The organism is Roseateles sp. GW821-FHT09H11, from assembly GCF_059415845.1.
The window spans coordinates 417,289-430,957 of the sequence record NZ_JBWKOA010000006.1; the positions used below are offsets into that span (position 1 = coordinate 417,289).

Consider the following 13,669-nt stretch of genomic DNA (forward strand, 5'->3'; position numbering starts at 1 on the left):
GTCCACCCAGCGTCCGCCGACTGTCCGCGGACACTGACCCGCGCCGGGTGCCGATCGACAACCCGTTGATTTCAAACGGGAATCCACGGGTCCGCCGTGTGGCACGCCCCTTGCGAACAAGTGCGGCATCGATCACACGGACCACCCTCGGACACCTTCATGATTCGCGACACCTCCGGACAGGACGTTCCCCTCGCCCGCCCCCAGGGACGCCGCCGCCTGTGGCTGGCGCTGGCCGGCGCGGGGCTGCTGATCGCCGCGGTCGCCGCCGCGCCCGCCGTGCAGCGGATGATGGGCAGCGGCAATTCGGTCAGCCTGCAGCGCCTGTCCGTCGCCCCCGTCGAGATCGGCCCGCTCGTGCGCGACGTGGCCGGCGAAGGCAAGGTCGTCGCCGCGATGAGCCCCACCGTCTACGCGCTGCACGGCGGCAACCTGGTGCTCAAGGTCAAGGCCGGCGACAAGGTCGCCAAGGACCAGTTGCTGGGCGTCATCGACAGCCCGGACCTGCGCGCCAAGCTCGCCCAGGAGCAGAGCAACGCCGACGCGCTGCGCACCGAGGCGCTGCGCGCCGAGGTCGACGGCCGCGAGCAGCGCGCCGCCCTGCGCTCCACGTATGAGAACGCCGCGATCGACCTGCAGACGGCCCGCAACGACCTCGACCGCCAGACCAAGGCCTACGAGGCCGGCGCCGTCGCCGGCATGCAGGTCGAGAAGGCCCGCGACGCGATGGAGAAGGCCCGCATCACCGCCGCCCACGCGCAGGCCGGCCTCGGTCTGAAGGACGACAGCCTGAAGTTCGAGCTCCAGTCCAAGCAGCAGGCGCTGCAGCGTCAGCAACTGCTGGTCAAGGACCTGGAACGCCAGGTCGCGGAACTCGAGCTGCACTCGCCGGTCGACGGCCAGGTCGGCCAGCTGCTGGTGGCCGAACGGGCCAACGTCGCCGCCGGCACGGGCCTGCTGTCCGTCGTCGACCTGAGCGCGCTGGAAGTGCAGATGCAGGTGCCCGAGAGCTTCGCCCGCGACCTCGCCATCGGCATGCCCGGCGAGATCTCCGGCAACGGCCGGCAGTGGAAGGGCCTGGTCAGCACGGTGTCGCCGGAGGTCGTCAACAACGAGGTCGCCGCGCGCCTGCGCTTCGACGGCGCCACGCCCGACCAGCTCCGCCAGAACCAGCGCCTGTCGGTGCGCGTGCTGCTGGACCGCCGCGACAAGGTGCTCACCGTCGCACGCGGCAGCTTCGTCGAGGACGGCGGCGGCCGCTTCGTCTACGTCGTGCAGGACGGCCAGGCGGTCAAGCGCCCGATCCGCCTGGGCGCGCAGAGCCTGTCCAAGGTCGAGATCCTGGAAGGCCTCAAGCCCGGCGAGCAGGTCATCGTCTCCGGCACCCAGGCCTTCGAGGGCGCCGAGCGCGTGACGCTCAGCCCATGAGCCCATGAGCCCTTCAGGCATCGCCGCTCTGATCCCCACCCCTCCTTCAACGATTTTCACCCCATCACCGCCCCGCGAGGAACCTCATGCTGAAGATGCAATCGCTCTCCAAGGTCTACCGCACCGAAATGATCGAGACCTACGCCCTGCGCGAGTTCAACCTGGACGTGCGCGAAGGCGAATTCGTCGCGGTGACCGGGCCGTCGGGCTCGGGCAAGACGACCTTCCTGACCATCGCCGGCCTGCTGGAGGCCTTCACCGGCGGCCGCTACCAGCTCGACGGCGTGGACGTCAGCGGCATGGACGACACGCAGCGCTCGCGCATGCGCAACGAGAAGATCGGCTTCATCTTCCAGGCCTTCAACCTGATCCGCGACCTCAACGTGCTGGACAACATCGAGGTCCCGCTGCGCTACCGCGGCATGAAGGCCGCGGAGCGCCAGCAGCGCGCCCGCGACGCGCTGGCCCGCGTGGGACTGTCGGCGCGCGAGCGCCACTACCCCGCCGAGCTGTCCGGCGGCCAGCAGCAGCGCGTGGCCATCGCCCGCGCGCTGGCCGGATCGCCGCGCCTGCTGCTGGCCGACGAGCCGACCGGCAACCTCGACAGCGCGATGGCGCGCAGCGTGATGGACCTGCTCGAGGAACTGCATCGCGACGGCGCCACCATCGTCATGGTCACGCACGATCCGCAGCTCGCCGCACGCGCGCAGCGCAACGTGCATGTGATCGACGGCCAGGTCGTCGACATCGCCGCCGAGCTCCACATGGACCCCGAGCTGCTGCGCGCCGCCAAGCCCGTCACCCCGACCACGCCGACCTCGGCCTGAGCCTCAGCCTGACCATGAGACTGCCCATCCCTTCGAGGCGCGCGGTGCTGCCGGCGCTCGCGGCAGCCCTGCTCTGCGCGGGCTGCTGCCTGCCGGCCGCGGCCGAGGACCTGCTCGAGATCTATGCGCAGGCCCGCGCCGCCGACCCCGTGCTGGCCGGCGCCCGCGCCGTGCGCGGCGAGCAGCAGGAACTCGCCGTCCAGGCCCGCGCGCAGCTGCTGCCGCAGTGGTCCGCGCAGCTGAGCGAATCCCACTCCCGCGACGACGGCCGCCAGCACCAGCTGACGCACAGCCTGAACCAGGTCCTCGTCGACCTGAGCCGGCTGCGCAGCTGGGATGCGGCCAAGACGCTGGTCACCGCCGAGGACGCCCGCGTGCGCGCCGCCGAGGCCGACCTGTGCGCCCGCGTCGCCCGCGCCTACTTCGGCGTGCTGAACGCGCAGGCCACGCTGCAGACCGCGCAGGCGATCGAGGATGTGTACGGCCAGCAGGTCGCGCAGGCGCAGTCGCGCTTCGATGCGCAGCTGTCCGCGTCGCTGGACGTCGAGCAGGGCCGCGCGTATTACGAGCTCGCGCGCGGCAACACGGCGTCGGTGCGAGAGGACCTCCTCGACGCGCGCCAGGCGCTGGCGCAGATCACCGGCCGCATGCCGGGCGAGCTCAAGCCGCTCGCGCCCGACCTCGCGATGCTGATGCCCGATCCGGCCGATCCCGAGGCCTGGGTGACGCAGGCGCTGCGCGACAACCCGTCGCTGCAGGCCGCCGCACTGGCGGTGAGCGCCGGCGACCAGCGCGTCGCCGCCGCGCGCGCCGCGCACCTGCCGACGCTGAGCGCCGGCCTGGACGGCCAGCGGCTGTCCGGCCCGGCCGTCGCGCCGCAGGACTCGGGGCGCTACACGACGACGGTCGGCCTGAAGCTGACGATCCCGATCTTCGCCGGCGGCGCGACCGAGTCGCAGAAGCGCCAGGCGATCTACCAGCGCGAGCAGTTGCGGGACGATCTTGAAATCGCGCGCCGGTCCATGACGCGCGAAACGCAGGCGCAATACCAGGCGGTGCTGTCCGCGCTGAGCCAGATGCGCACGGCCGGCGCCGCGGTGCAGGCGGCGGAGAAGGCGCTGGCCTCCACGCGCAGCGGCCTGGACCTGGGCCTGCGCACGATGACCGACCTGCTGCTGGCGATCCAGACGCAGAGCAACGCCCGCAACGCCTGGGAGCAGGCGCGCCACCGGTACGTGCTGTCCAAGCTGCTGCTGCAGCAGGCGGCCGGCGCGCTCGGCGAACCCGAGCTGGCGTCCGTGAACACGCTGCTGAATCCCGTGCCCGTCAAGCCGTGAGCTGAGAGAGGACCCCCATGCTGACCTACTACCTCGAACTCGCCCTGCGCGCCATGCGCAGCCACCGCGGCCTGACCGCGCTGATGCTGCTGTCGATCGCGATGGGCGTGGCCGCCTGCATGACGACGCTGACGGTGTTCCACGTCATGTCCGGCGATCCGATCCCGGACAAGAGCGGCCGGCTCTTCAACGTGCAGCTCGACGCCGAGACCAAGCGGGACTGGAAGCCCGGCGACGAACCGGTGCTTCAGGTGACCCGCTTCGACGCGGAATCGCTGCTGCGCGAGAAGCGCGGCGTGCATCAGGTGGTGATGACGGGCGCGTTCCTGGCGATCGACCCCGCCGGTTCCGGCGATGCGGCGCAACCGCCGTTCTTCACCGGGGCGCGATTCACCTCCGCCGACTTCTTCGCGATGTTCGAGACGCCCTTCAAGTTCGGCAACGGCTGGACGGCCGCGGACGACGGCGCCGAGGCGCGCGTGACGGTGATCTCGAACGAGCTCAACGACAAGCTCTTCGGCGGCGCCGACAGCCGCGGCAAGATGCTGCGGCTGCGGGACAAGGACTTCACCATCGTCGGCGTGCTCAAGCCGTGGCGGCCCGCGCCGCATTTCTTCGACCTGACGCTGGGCGCCTACGCCAAGCCGGCGGACGCCTACATCCCGCTGTCCACCTCGCTGGGACTGCGCTTCGGCGGTGCCGGCAACATGAGCTGCTGGGGCGACACCAACGGCCAGGATCCCCGCGCGCTCAACACGCCCTGCGCCTGGCTGCAGTACTGGGTCCAGCTGGACACGCCGCAGCAGCTCGCGGACTACCGGACCTACCTGACGCAGTATTCCGACCAGCAGCGCGAGGCCGGCCGGTTCGAGCGGCCCGCCAATCCGAAACTGAGTTCGGTGATGGACTGGCTGAACCAGCGCAAGGTCGTGCCCAGCGACATCCGGCTGCAGGTGTGGCTGGCCTTCGGTTTCCTGGTCGTCTGCCTGACCAACACCGTGGGCCTGCTGCTGGCCAAGTGCCTGCGCCGCAGCGGCGAGATCGGCGTGCGTCGCGCGCTCGGCGCGCCGCGGCGGCAGATCTTCCTGCAGTTCCTCGTCGAGGCCGGCACGCTCGGCCTGGTGGGCGGCCTGCTGGGCCTGGCGCTGACCTGGGTCGGACTGTGGGTGGTGCGGCAGAACCCGTCGGACTACGCCCAGCTCGCGCAGCTGGACTGGGAGATGCTCGCGACCACGCTGGGCGTCTCGTTGGCGGCCAGCGTGATGGCCGGCCTGCTGCCCGCCTGGCGCGCGTGCCAGATCACGCCCGCCATCCAGCTCAAGACGCAATGACGCACTGACGGCGCCGCCGCACGGACGCGCCGCCGCACTACCGACGAGTCAAGGAGACCGCCCCATGGACATCCTGCCCATCCTCTCGACGCTGAAGCGTCACAAGACCGCCGCCGGGCTCATCGTGCTGCAGATCGCGCTGACCTGCGCGATCGTCTGCAACGCCCTGTTCCTGATCGCCCAGCGCATCGAACGCATCTATGCCCCCACCGGCATGGCGGAAGACGCGCTGGTGGTGCTCTCCCTCTCCAGCATGGCCCGGGTCGAGAACCCCGAGCCGCAGACGCAGGCCGACCTCGTCGCGCTGCGGCAGGTCCCGGGCGTGGTGTCGGCCAGCCTGACCAACCAGTACCCGTTCGGCCGCAACTCCAACAACTCCAGCGTGCGCCTGACCGCGGACCGCAATACCTCCAGCCGCGTGGTGGCCGGCCACTACACGGCCGGACCGGGCTTCCTCTCGACGATGGGGCTGCGCCTGGTGGAGGGACGCGATTTCCAGCCTGAAGAATTCGTGCTGGGCTCGACCCTGGACACCAACCCCGACCCGCGCGTGCCGGCGACGATCATCAACAAGCGCATGGCGGAGCGGCTGTTCCCCGGCGAGTCGGCGCTGGGCAAGGCGATCTACGTCTACGGCAACGAGCCGCAACGCATCGTCGGCGTGGTGGAGAACCTGGCTTCGCCGAGCCCGGGTTCGCAGGACGAGAACGCACTGCACACGATGCTGATGCCGGTGCAACCGAGTTTCCGCGGCGGCACCTTCATGATCCGTGTCGCGCCCGGCGCCAACCCCGAGGCCGTGCTGAAGGCGGCGGGCGAGAAGCTGCTCGGCAACAGCCCGGGCCTGCGTCGCGTCATCCGCGAGCAGGAGACCTTCATCAAGCAGCGCAACGACTACTACCGCCAGGACCGCTCGATGATCCAGCTGCTGGCCGGCGTCTGCATCGGGCTGCTGGTGGTGACCGCCTTCGGCATCGTCGGACTGGCCAGCTTCTGGGTGCAGCAGCGCACGCGGATGATCGGCACGCGGCGCGCTCTGGGTGCCACGCGCGGCCAGATCCTGCGCTACTTCCAGACCGAGAACCTGCTGCTGTCCACCGCCGGCATCGTGCTCGGCATGATCGGCGCGTACGGCATCAGCCTGCTGCTGATGCGCAGCTACGAGCTGCCGCGCCTGCCGCTCGTCTACCTGCCGCTCGGGGCGGTGGTGCTGTGGGCGCTCGGGCAGATCGCGGTGTTCGCGCCGGCGCGTCGGGCCGCGGCACTGCCGCCGGTGGCCGCGCTGCGCGGAGGCTGACGACCGACGGCCCGCACGCGGCCGTTCCGCTTCCCTCGCTCAGCGCGGGAACCTCACCGGCGCGAGGCCCTTCGCGCCGGTTTCCACTTGATATGCTGCGCCTCCAATGAGAACCGTCCTGATCATCGATGACCACGCCGGTGTCGGCGAGGCGCTGTCGCTGCTGCTCTCGCTGCACGACATCGAGGCGCTCTACGCGGCCTCGCCGGCCGAGGGGCTGGCGCTGCTGGCGCAGCGCCGCGTCGACCTGGTGATCCAGGACATGAACTTCAGCGCCGACACGACCTCGGGCGAGGAAGGCCGCGAGCTCTTCCAGCAGCTGCGCGGACGCCATCCCGACCTGCCCATCATCCTGCTGACCGCCTGGACGCAACTGGAGCAGGCGGTGGCGCTGGTGAAGGCCGGCGCGGCGGACTATCTCGCCAAGCCCTGGGACGATGCCAAGCTTCTGGCCACGGTCGAGAACCTGCTGGAGCTGGCCGAGAACGGCCGCGCGCTGCGCGAGAGCCGGCACGAGCAGCGCCAGCGCCGCGACGAGCTGCGCCGCCGCTACCGGCTCGACGGCCTGGTGTTCGAGTCGTCGGCGCTGCTGCGCTGCCTGGAGCTCGCCTGCCAGGTCGCGCGCTCGGCGGCGCCGGTGCTGGTCACCGGCCCGAACGGCAGCGGCAAGGAACGCGTCGCGGCCATCGTGCATGCCAATTCGGCGGTGGCCGACGGTCCCTTCGTCGCGATCAACTGCGGCGCGCTGCCGGGCGAGCTGATCGAGGCCGAGCTCTTCGGCGCCGAGAGCGGCGCCTACACCGGCGCGGCGCGCGCCCGCGAGGGCCGCTTCGAGACCGCCGACGGGGGCACGCTCTTCCTCGACGAGATCGGCAACCTGCCGCTGGCCGGCCAGGTGAAGCTGCTGCGCGTGTTGGAGACGGGGCGCTTCGAACGCCTGGGCTCGAGCCGCACGCGGCAGACGACGGTGCGCGTGATCTCCGCGACCAACGCGGACCTGCGCGCGATGGTGCGCGCCTGCACCTTCCGCGAAGACCTCTACTACCGGCTCAACGTGATCGAGGTCGCCCTGCCGGGACTGGCCGAGCGCGTGGCCGACATCCTGCCGCTGGCGGAACACTTCCTGGCCGGCCGCGCGACGCTCAGCGACGGCGCGCGCGAGGCACTGATGGCGCATCCCTGGCCGGGCAACGTCCGCGAGCTGAAGAACGCCATCGAGCGCGCCGCGCTGCTGGCGCCGGGCCGCGTCATCGGAGAGCAAGACCTGGCACTGCCGGCCCTCTCGCCGCTGACCTCGCCGCTGGCCTCGCGCAACCTCGACGAGCCCAGCCGCGAGGCCGTGGTGGCCGCGCTGGCCTCGGCGTCGGGCGTGGTCAGCCGCGCGGCGCAGTCGCTGGGGTTGTCGCGCCAGGCGCTGTACCGGCGCATGGAGCGCTATGGGCTGGACGCCGGATGAAGGAGGCGCCGCCGGGCCCGACCGGGCACGCCACGGGGCGCGCCAACCGGCACGCGAGCTGGCATCGCTCGCTGCACATGCGGCTGGCGCTGTGCCTGATCGCCGCGGCCGTCGCGGCGGTCTCCATCCACCTGACCCTGACGCTGTGGCCGGTGCCTCAACTGCTGCGGTCCCTGGGCCACGAAGCCCCGGCGACCTGGAGCGCCGCCGCGGTCGGACTCACCTTCCTGCTGATGCTCCCCATCGTCTGGGGCCTGGCGAGCCTGCTGCTGATGCCGCTGGCGCGGCTGCTGCGGGCGCTGGAGAGCACGGTGCTCAGCTACCGCGACGGCGAGTTCGGCAGCGGCATTGCCGCCGATCCTCCCGGCGGGCTGGCGGAGCTGTCGACCCTCACGCGGCTGCACAGCGAGCTGGGCCTGGCCCTGCGCGAGCAGCGGCGCCACCTTGCGCAGCGCGAGCTGCTGCTGGACACGGTGGTGCAGAACACGCCGGTGGCGCTGCTCCTGACCGACGCGAACGAGCGCATCGCCTACGCCAACATCGCCGCGCGCCAGTTGATGGACCAGGGCCGCAGCCTGGCGGGTCGCGGGCTCGACGAACTGCTGGTCGACGCGCCCGAAGACCTCCGCCTGGCCTTCGCCGGCGCGCAGGACGGGCTGTTCAGCGTCATGCAGGATGGGCAGGAGGAGCGCTACCACCTGTCGATGCGCGACTTCCGGCTGCAAGGGCAGCCGCACCGCCTGCGCCTGCTGCGCCGCATGACGAAGGAGCTGTCGCGGCAGGAGGTGGCGAGCTGGAAGCGCGTGATCCGCGTGATCAGCCACGAGCTGAACAACTCGCTGGCGCCGATCTCGTCGCTGGCGCACAGCGGTGCGGAGCTGTCGCGGCGCGGCATGCACGAGCGCGTGCCCGGCGTCTTCGCCAGCATCGGCGACCGCGCGAAACACTTGCACCAGTTCCTGGCCGGCTACGCCAGCTTCGCGAAGCTGCCGGCGCCCGTGCTGGCGCCGGTCGAGTGGTCGCCCTTCATCGAGTCGCTGGGCGCGCACTACCCGTTCGCGCTGATCGGCGGGCTGCCCGCGGTGCCGGGGCGCTTCGACGCGGCGCAGATGGAGCAGGCGCTGATCAACCTGCTGAAGAACGCGCACGAGTCCGGCAGCGCGCCGGAGGGCGTGAGCCTGAGCGTCGGCGCGGCGCGCGAGGACTGGCGCATCGAGGTCGGCGACCGCGGCCCCGGGATGACCGAGGCGCAGCTGTCGCAGGCGCTGATGCCGTTCTATTCGACCAAGCGCAGCGGAAGCGGCCTGGGCCTGGCGCTCGCGCGCGAGATCGCCGAGGCGCACGGTGGCCGCATCGCGATGGGCAACCGCGAAGGCGGCGGCCTGTGGGTGGCGATCAGCTGGCCGAGAAGCTGATCGTCACTTGTAGAACGCTTCGACCTTGCCCTTGAGCTTGATCATCATCGGCTGACCCTTGCGGTCCAGCGTGCGTCCGGCGGGAACGCGGATCCAGCCTTCGGAGACGCAGTATTCCTCGACGTCCTTGCGTTCCTTGCCGTTGAAGAGGATGCCGATGTCGTGCTCGAACACGGCGGCGACGTGATGCGGGCTGCGCGGGTCGATGGACAGGTGGTCGGGCAGTTCGGGGCGGGTGGTGTCGCTCATGGTGTCGCTCATCACGGGGGCGTTCTAAGGGAATCGGAAAACGCGGCATTGTCCCGCAGACCGACGCCCTAATATCGCCGGCATGACAGCCAACGCCATGCCCTCCTCATCCCTCGCTCCATCCGGCGTCACTTCCCGCGCCTCATCCGGGGCCTTATCCCGCTCCGCCATCGACGCCGTCACGCTGGACGCGCTGGCGGCCTTCCCCGCGCAACTGGCGGCGCACTTCGCGCTCTTCCCGGTCGAAGCGCGGCACTGGGCACCGTCCTCATGGGACGGCGTGCCGAGCGAACCGCTCACCGCGATCGAACAGGTCTGCCATGTGCGGGACATCGAGATCGACGGCTACCAGCAGCGCATCCGCCGCACGCTGGGCGAAGACGACCCGCTGCTGCCCTCGCTGGACACCGAGGCGCTGGCGCGCGAGCGCCGCTACGGGGAGGACGATCCGGCGGCCGCTCTGGCCGCCTTCGCGGCGGCGCGCCAGGAGACGCTGGCGCTGCTGGCGTCGATCACGCCGGAGCAACTGGCGCGTCGCGCTCGCTTCGAAGGGTATGGTCCGCTGACCTTCAAGTCGCTGATCCACTACCTGTGCAGCCACGACCAGCAGCACCTGGCGGGCCTGCAATGGGTGCTGGGGCAGTACGACGCGGCGCAACTCACGGCGCGTTGACCGCCTGGTCGGCCGGGTCTACCGAGCGCATCGAGCGCACCGGGCGCACCGAGCGCGTCGACGTCGGTCAAGGACTCAGTCGTCGCAGCGCTGGACCACCGGCGTCGCGTACTCGTGGCCGACGACGGCGCGGGCGAAGAGGTAGTTCTCGCGGGCCTGCTCGCTGAGCTGGTCGAGTGCGACCTGGCCGCGCTCGTCGCACGGGAAGGACAGGCCGCGGCCGGAGTGGAACAGCGACTCGAAGCGCAGCAGGTAGCGGCCATGGCCGTGACCATGGACGTGGGCGTGATTGCTGCGGGAGCCTGACTCGCGCTGGAGCGCACCGAACTGGGAAGGACTCATGGACGGTCTCCGCGGCCCACGGGGAGGTGGGGCCGGACGAGACAACATTAGGACGCCGCCTCCAGCACCGCGCGTGCAAACGTCGCAAGTCGCGCGACTGTTTCCAACCCGCCCCCTCACTCGCGTGACGCTATGCGCCCAAGGTCCTGCTTCAGGTATCGCCTGACGTCTGCCTGACGTCCGCCCGACGTCCTGCCCGACGCTCGCGCGGAGCTGCGGCATCATGGATCCATGGACCCTCGCACCGACGACTTCTACCGGCGCTACGCCGGGCGCCTCGCCTCGCAGCCCGAGTCGCGACGCAGCGCGATGCTGCCCGTCGTCGAGGCGGCGCTGCCACGCGGCAGCCGCGTGCTCGACGTCGGCGCCGGCGCGGGGCGCGATGTCGCCGGCATGCTGGCGGTGGGACTGGACGCTTATGGCGTCGAGCCGAGCGCAGAGATGCGCGAACGCGCGCTCGTGCAGTTCCCGGAACTGGCGGGCCGTCTGCGCAACGGCGCCCTGCCCGACCTGGGACGCCCCTTCGGCGATGTGGCTCCGGACGGATTCGATGGCGTCGTGTGCAGCGCGGTGCTCATGCACGTCGGCGCGGGCGACCTCCCTGGCGCGCTGTCCGCATTGGCCGCCATGTTGCGGCGCTCAGCCGACGGGCAGCAGGCCGCGGAGGGCGCGGTGATGCTGCTGGCGCTGCCCGAGCAGCTCGACGGCACGTTGGCCGAGGGCCGCGACGTCGACGGCCGCAGCTTCGCGAATCACGCGCCGGCGTGCGTGGCGGAGCTGCTGGCGACCATAGGTTTCTCACTCGCCGCGCACACGGTGAGCGACGCGGTGCTGAACGCGACAGGGACGCGCTGGCACACGCTGACACTCCGCGCCGCCGATCGCGCTTGAATCCGACGTCAATATTTCGCATACTAGCCTTATTTACTCGTGACGAAATAAGGGCAAAAAACGAAATATGGCTTCACTTCGACCTTCGAACCGCAGTCGCGCTCAGCTCGTCGCGCTCGGCGAAGCGCTTGGCAAGCTGCCGCATGTGTCGCACGTGAAACCCAGCGCTACGGCTCACGCCATGGGGCACGACGCCTTGATCGATCTCCATGTGGCCGGGCGGAGGTTGACCTTGCTGGTCGACGTGAAATCGAAGGTCTATCCCCAACAAGCCCGGGATCTCATCGTCCGGCGCGAAAAGGGGCAGCACGTCGTCGTGGTCGCAGATCTCATCTCGCCAGGCGCTCGGGAGCTGCTGCTCGAGTCGGGGACCGGCAGCTTCTCAGCCGATGGGAAGTTGCGGCTCCCCTTTGAGGACATCTACGTCATCGTCGATCTCGACCCCAGCCCGGTCCTCGGCGCCGTTCGACCCTCTCGATTCAAGCTGTTCTCCTCCGCACGCACGCCCGTGCTCCATGCCTTGTTGCTCGCGCCGGATCGATGGTGCTCCGTGAACGAGCTGGCCGCGGCCAGCGGCATCTCGCCGGCGAGCGTGTCCAAGCTGCTGGCGCACCTGGAGTCAGACGAGTGGGTCGACACGCAGGGCAGCGGTCCGACCAAGGTTCGCAAGTTGGCAAAGGCGCCCGCGTTGCTCGACGCCTGGGTGACACAGGAGCAGGACCAACTGGGTCATCGGCGCGTCCATCGATTCTTCGTACCCGGGCAGAAAGGCGAGGATCTGCTGCGTTTCGCCGCGAGCGCTTTCGCCGGGGACGCCGACTCCACCGATGGCTATGCGATCACGAGCGAAGCGGCGGCGCAGATCTATGCGCCCTACCTGACCCAATGGAGCGTGGCGACTCTGCGCGCGACCCCTGCGGCGCTGGAGCGGGCCATCGCACGATGCGGCTTGCGGGAAGTGCAGCAGGGCTCGAACCTGAATGTGATCGAAGTCGAACCATCCGGACTGCGCTTCGTACAGCGGAGGGACGAAGTCCTTCTCGCCTCGCCTGTGCAGACCTATGTCGATCTGATGGTCGCCCCGGGTCGCGCACCCGATGCCGGCCGATTCTTGCGGGAGCAGGTGCTGGGCTTCTGAACGAAGGAGCCTCCACCGTGAACAAACCTCAGACGGCCGACGCCTATGCGGCCGATCTCACCCTCGATTGCGAGCGCCTGCTCGTCACCCTCATGCGCGGACTTGGACCTTGGGCCGATTCCGTCGTCCTGGTCGGCGGGCTGACGCCGCGCTACCTCGTCAAGCGCAATCCACCGGAGGTCCCGGAACACGCCGGCACGCAGGATGTCGACGTCGTCGTCGAGACCGCCTTGCTTGCAACGGTCGACGCCTACCGCTCACTCGAGGACAACCTCAAGAAGCTCGGCTTCGAACGAGGACTGAACGAGCGGCAACAGCGCATCAACTGGCGGTGGGAGGTCCGGACAGGCCGCACGCTGCTGCGGCTGGAGTTCCTGGCCGACATGCCCGGGCAAAAGCGTGTCGAGGCGCTGCCCACCGAGGGCAACATCAGCGCGCTCAACGTGCCGCATTCATCGATCGTCTTCGACCACTTCGAGACAGCGACGATCACAGCCGAGACGCTGGGCGGGAACGGCATCGTGACGCAACGCTTCAAGCACGCCGACCTCGTGGCATTCACGACGCTCAAGGCATTCGCGTTCCACCAGCGCTGGGAGCGCAAGGATGCGCACGATCTGGTGTTTTGCCTTGAACACGCCCGTCCGCTCCAAGTCGCGGCCGACGCATTCATGCCCGCGCTGACGGGCAGGCACGCAGCGGCCATTGAGGAGGCGCTGCAGCTACTGGCGCGGCATTTTGCGGATGACCTCGGCGTCGAGGGTTACCTCAAGGACGGTCCGGTCGGGACGGCCCGTTTCGAGTTGGGCGACGGGCCGGACGACGAGGAAATCCGCCTGCTGCGGCAGCGGGAGGCGAGCCACATCGTGTCCGAACTCCTGAAGGCGATCGCGACCCGGCGTGCCGGTGGATCAGGCTCGGACAGCAGCACCTGAAGCCTCAGCCCCCCGCCTTCTTCGGCGCGAATCCCGCCGTCGTCAGCCAGGCCATCACCTTGTCCAGGTGATCGCCCTGGATCTCGATCGCGCCGTCCTTGACGGTGCCGCCGCTGCCGCAGGCGGCCTTCAGCTTCTTGGCCGTCTCCGTGAGCTCCGCCGCCGTCATCGGCAGCCCGAGCACCACCGTCACGCCCTTGCCCTTGCGGCCCGCCGTCTCGCGGCGCACCCGCACCTTGCCGTCGCCCAGCACCGCGTTCGCCGCCTGCGCCTTGCAGCGGCAATCGGCCTGCGCCTGCCGGCAGTCCGGGCACACGCGCCCGCCGTTCGTCGAATACACCAGCGCCATC

Annotated in this window: 14 protein-coding genes; 11 read left to right on the forward strand and 3 right to left on the reverse strand. The window is 70.2% G+C overall.

Translation table 11 applies throughout. From position 1 onward, the window contains the following. The first annotated feature begins 159 nt into the window (after positions 1–159). The 7 genes from AC07PR_RS21465 to AC07PR_RS21495 all read left to right on the forward strand — a co-directional run bounded on the left by AC07PR_RS21465 (position 160) and on the right by AC07PR_RS21495 (position 9,091). A complete protein-coding gene (locus AC07PR_RS21465) occupies positions 160–1,428 on the forward strand; it encodes an efflux RND transporter periplasmic adaptor subunit (protein ID WP_377156657.1) in 1,269 nt (422 codons plus the stop codon). Positions 1,429–1,514: 86 nt separating this feature from the next. Beyond that, a complete protein-coding gene (locus AC07PR_RS21470) occupies positions 1,515–2,255 on the forward strand; it encodes an ABC transporter ATP-binding protein (protein WP_495136496.1) in 741 nt (246 codons plus the stop codon). A gap of 14 nt (positions 2,256–2,269) precedes the next feature. Next, positions 2,270–3,592 (forward strand): TolC family outer membrane protein, encoded by a 1,323-nt coding sequence (locus AC07PR_RS21475; RefSeq protein WP_495136497.1) that lies wholly within the window; start codon positions 2,270–2,272, stop codon positions 3,590–3,592. Between the two features lie 17 nt (positions 3,593–3,609). Beyond that, positions 3,610–4,923 carry an ABC transporter permease gene (locus AC07PR_RS21480; protein ID WP_495136498.1) on the forward strand — a complete coding sequence of 438 codons (1,314 nt, stop codon included), beginning with the start codon at positions 3,610–3,612 and terminating at the stop codon, positions 4,921–4,923. A gap of 64 nt (positions 4,924–4,987) precedes the next feature. Further along, entirely contained in the window at positions 4,988–6,220 is a 1,233-nt protein-coding gene (locus AC07PR_RS21485; protein ID WP_495136499.1) for an ABC transporter permease, read from the forward strand. A 106-nt stretch (positions 6,221–6,326) separates the two neighbouring features. Beyond that, positions 6,327–7,676: a sigma-54-dependent transcriptional regulator gene (locus tag AC07PR_RS21490; protein ID WP_495136500.1), complete on the forward strand. Its 1,350-nt coding sequence runs from the start codon at positions 6,327–6,329 to the stop codon at positions 7,674–7,676. Beyond that, positions 7,673–9,091: a sensor histidine kinase gene (locus tag AC07PR_RS21495; protein WP_495136501.1), complete on the forward strand. Its 1,419-nt coding sequence runs from the start codon at positions 7,673–7,675 to the stop codon at positions 9,089–9,091. The genes AC07PR_RS21490 and AC07PR_RS21495 overlap by 4 nt, the downstream gene beginning before the upstream one ends. A 3-nt stretch (positions 9,092–9,094) precedes the next feature. Here AC07PR_RS21495 and AC07PR_RS21500 read toward each other — a convergent pair whose 3' ends face one another. Beyond that, positions 9,095–9,340, reverse strand: a complete 246-nt coding sequence (locus AC07PR_RS21500; RefSeq protein WP_377156667.1) for a DUF3297 family protein — start codon at positions 9,338–9,340, stop codon at positions 9,095–9,097. A gap of 169 nt (positions 9,341–9,509) precedes the next feature. On the opposite strand from AC07PR_RS21500, the gene AC07PR_RS21505 reads away from it, so the two are divergent. Then, entirely contained in the window at positions 9,510–10,013 is a 504-nt protein-coding gene (locus AC07PR_RS21505; RefSeq protein WP_495136556.1) for a DinB family protein, read from the forward strand. 75 nt (positions 10,014–10,088) lie between these two features. Here AC07PR_RS21505 and AC07PR_RS21510 read toward each other — a convergent pair whose 3' ends face one another. After that, positions 10,089–10,355 (reverse strand): hypothetical protein, encoded by a 267-nt coding sequence (locus tag AC07PR_RS21510; RefSeq protein ID WP_377156671.1) that lies wholly within the window; start codon positions 10,353–10,355, stop codon positions 10,089–10,091. 231 nt (positions 10,356–10,586) lie between these two features. Here AC07PR_RS21510 and AC07PR_RS21515 point away from each other — a divergent pair, with 231 nt between their 5' ends. The 3 genes from AC07PR_RS21515 to AC07PR_RS21525 all read left to right on the forward strand — a co-directional run bounded on the left by AC07PR_RS21515 (position 10,587) and on the right by AC07PR_RS21525 (position 13,319). Next, positions 10,587–11,246: a class I SAM-dependent methyltransferase gene (locus tag AC07PR_RS21515; protein ID WP_495136502.1), complete on the forward strand. Its 660-nt coding sequence runs from the start codon at positions 10,587–10,589 to the stop codon at positions 11,244–11,246. A gap of 67 nt (positions 11,247–11,313) precedes the next feature. Further along, entirely contained in the window at positions 11,314–12,384 is a 1,071-nt protein-coding gene (locus AC07PR_RS21520; protein ID WP_495136503.1) for a type IV toxin-antitoxin system AbiEi family antitoxin, read from the forward strand. Between the two features lie 17 nt (positions 12,385–12,401). Beyond that, complete coding sequence (locus AC07PR_RS21525; RefSeq protein WP_495136504.1) at positions 12,402–13,319, forward strand: antitoxin; 918 nt, start codon at positions 12,402–12,404, stop codon at positions 13,317–13,319. A 4-nt stretch (positions 13,320–13,323) separates the two neighbouring features. Here the strand turns inward: AC07PR_RS21525 and AC07PR_RS21530 are convergent, their stop codons facing one another. Next, positions 13,324–13,668 carry a translation initiation factor Sui1 gene (locus tag AC07PR_RS21530; RefSeq protein WP_495136505.1) on the reverse strand — a complete coding sequence of 115 codons (345 nt, stop codon included), beginning with the start codon at positions 13,666–13,668 and terminating at the stop codon, positions 13,324–13,326. Position 13,669: the final 1 nt, after the last annotated feature.